Here is a 2,897-nt window from a genome sequence, read left to right as displayed (position 1 = left end):
ATCTCAAGTTCAGAAGTAAAAGCGGCTCAATCCTAGACTATAGCTGGGATTGAGCCTTTTCATCTGTATAGCGTACTGACATTATTTTAGCTTGAAGTAGAAAAAATTTGACACCGCTTAGAGGCGGCCTTAGATGTAAAAAAGGAAGCCAGCTGCTAAGGCAGCTACCATTGAATCTAGAGCGCGGAGCGCTCTTATCCTTAATTCGGGCTTGATTACTTTTTCCAACATATCCATAGGTTTGTCAAGGCTGCCCGGAGGGCACCGCTTCGCGGCTTTGACCTTGACTAACCTATGGATATGTTAGTACTGTTAGACAAGCCCGAATAAGGATTTTAGTGCATCTTTGATGCACTTGGTTCAGAAAAATCCCATTTATGGGATTTCATCCTTCTCAGTATCTGAGGAGACGCTGGATATCCTGCTGTCTTCGGTTCTGAAGATTGAGCGTTATTCCGAATGCCCTGCTACATGCATCAATTACTTCATCATAGTAAGTAAACCGCCATAAGTTTGTATGAAGTTTTGTGCAGTTGTATTTCTTAAGTGAGTTCAGGATCCTTCCTGCCTGATATTTTCCTTCAAGTTTTGTTTCAAGAAGCCTTACGAGCAGCAACGCAAGGAAGCATGTGGTAAAGTGTGCATCGATGTGCTTGTTGGTTCTGAGGAAGACCGGACGTGATTCAAAAAAGGTCTTTGTTACTTTGAATGAATCTTCAATTCTTGCCAGCCCTCTGTAGACTTTCCGCATCTCTTCATCGCTCATTTTTAATTCACTGGTTACGATGGAATAGTAGCCGTCATACTTTTCTTCTTCCCTGATCTTTTCTATATCGAGTTCAAGGTTTCTTCCTTCGACTATTTCTCCTGTTTTCTTATCGAATGCGATATTGACCACGTATGATGCGCTTCCCCTTGCGGTTACGCGGTTGTATTTCTTTGGATGCCTGATAAGATCATTGGCGCGGGATATCATTGCTTCCCTGTCAGCTTTCTGTTTCTTCGCGTACTTTTCTGAGTAGTAGACCAGCTGCTTCTGATCTACAACTACTTTCTTTTTGACGTTTTTTTTCTGGCCTGGCTTTGTTACATTGACATGCAGTTCTTTTGGGAAGATGCGGGATTTATGTCTGAAGGTTATTTCATGACCGTTGTCATCAAGAACCTTCTCATTCCGGTAATCGCCTTTAAGCACCCATTCCTTGAATTCAGCATCGGCGCCACGTACAGACTGACCATAAACGTAACCATCACGGGTATTGTTCTCGCCTTTATTATCGCCGTTCAGCCAGTAGATGTTATCAGATGTATTGAGCCCCCTGTCTGCAACATATATGACCCTGCAGTCATCAAATGTATTCTTTACCCTGTTGATTATCGGGCGCATATGTACTTTCTCGGACTCGTTGCCGGGGAAGAGGTCGAATGCCATTGGAATCCCGTTTTTGTCCATGAGAAGCCCCATCTCTACAATTGGATCCGGCCGGTGGTTTTTCTCAGGGCCGCGTTTGCGGTATCCGGCGTCAGTCGGATTTCCATTCTCATCTATTGGATTTCCGTCGTCATCTGTGCTGTCCACATCGGGCCGGCTGATATCGAAGTAATAGTTGGTGCAGTCAAAGTAGGAGACAGACATATCACGCTTACAGATCTTCTGGGACTTTTCATAGACCCATTTCTGAAGGTCATCCTTATTGTCAGCGATGATGTCAAGGGCATGATAGATGTCATCAAGAGAGCAGTCATCAAACGGCTCAAAGAAAAAATCACTGCTGTTGAGAGTGTACCGCTTTGAGCCGGGATTAAGCGCCCTTGAGAAAGTGAGGAGCTTGGTTATCTGATCCGTGCTGAATTTCATTTTTCGGCCACGGGTCTTCCAGTTCCAGAACTTATCTATTTCCAGATCCTTGTAAAGGCTTTTGAGAATGCCGTAGCCTACATTTCTGACATCATTTGTGCCGATCTCCATCGTGGATTTGAGATCTATGGCTATATCAGCGCTCTTTTCGGTTTTGTTCTTTTCAGTCAGTTCCCTGGCATACTGAGTGAAGTAAGCTACAGGGTCGTCGTATTGCGCTTTAAGTTTTTCCAGGTATCCCAGGCTTTGGACTGTCCTTGTGCGGCTCTGTCGTTTTTCCCTGTCATAATAGCTTTCCTGGATTGCGAGGTATATTCCCTGAGGCCGATTGATTTGCCGAAGATACATATTGTTTTACCTCTCTGATGTGATATTGAATTCAGATATGATTCTTCTGGCGGATTCTTCGGGTGAATCGCCGTTCATGTCAAAAGAATGGCAGAAACTGGCATAGATACTGCCATACCACTTCTGGTCTTCAATGATGTCTTCCATATAGTAGTCTTTGTGCTCATTCTTGTATTCATCATCTTTGTAAATGACATCGTTTTCATCACTAAATACCAGCCGTTCAAAAATGTTCTCTACAGAATCTTGAAGCTCGATGGAGAGTGTGCTGTCATTGCTGATTATATCTGATAGGTATTCGATATTTGAGATAGGGGTAACAGCAATGATTTTGCTACTGTCAGACTTACTGAGTATATTTTTGAGAACGCAGCTTCTTTTATAGTCGCGCTCTTTAAGTATGCCTGTGTTGACAAATTCCTCAAGAGTAATTCCAAATGCTTTTTTTACTTCGTCATCAAGATCATAGAAATCAAATCCAAGGTTGTTGGCAAGCACTTTGCCAGTAGAGCTTTTGCCTATATTTGATATGCCAAATAAAAGAATGTTCATAAAAACCGCCTTTCTTAACATATTATAGCATATTCCATTAGATTACACTATACATAAAATACAAAATATTGACAAAAAAATACCGCATGCCACAAGGGCTTGCGGATGATTTATAATCTATTCAACTTCTGAACTCGGG

At 42.5% G+C, this 2,897-nt stretch carries 2 protein-coding genes; both read right to left on the bottom strand.

Annotated elements, in window-relative coordinates; all coding sequences use genetic code 11:
- Positions 1 to 394: 394 nt before the first annotated feature.
- Complete coding sequence (locus BLR42_RS22170; protein ID WP_091873904.1) at positions 395 to 2,206, bottom strand: IS1634 family transposase; 1,812 nt, start codon at positions 2,204 to 2,206, stop codon at positions 395 to 397.
- Positions 2,207 to 2,212: 6 nt separating this feature from the next.
- Complete coding sequence (locus BLR42_RS22165; protein ID WP_091873901.1) at positions 2,213 to 2,758, bottom strand: shikimate kinase; 546 nt, start codon at positions 2,756 to 2,758, stop codon at positions 2,213 to 2,215.
- Positions 2,759 to 2,897 lie beyond the last annotated feature (139 nt).

It is taken from the genome of Butyrivibrio sp. INlla16 (assembly GCF_900104155.1).
Lineage (GTDB): Bacteria > Bacillota > Clostridia > Lachnospirales > Lachnospiraceae > Butyrivibrio.
The sequence above is the reverse complement of the archived record's forward strand: the minus strand, read 5'-3'. Positions and strand labels throughout refer to the sequence as shown.

Bases quoted from the DNA above. Each gene is read 5' to 3' on its own strand.
- BLR42_RS22170 (WP_091873904.1), bottom strand. From the start codon at position 2,206: ATGTATCTTCGGCAAATCAATCGGCCTCAGGGAATATACCTCGCAATC.
- BLR42_RS22165 (WP_091873901.1), bottom strand. From the start codon at position 2,758: ATGAACATTCTTTTATTTGGCATATCAAATATAGGCAAAAGCTCTACT.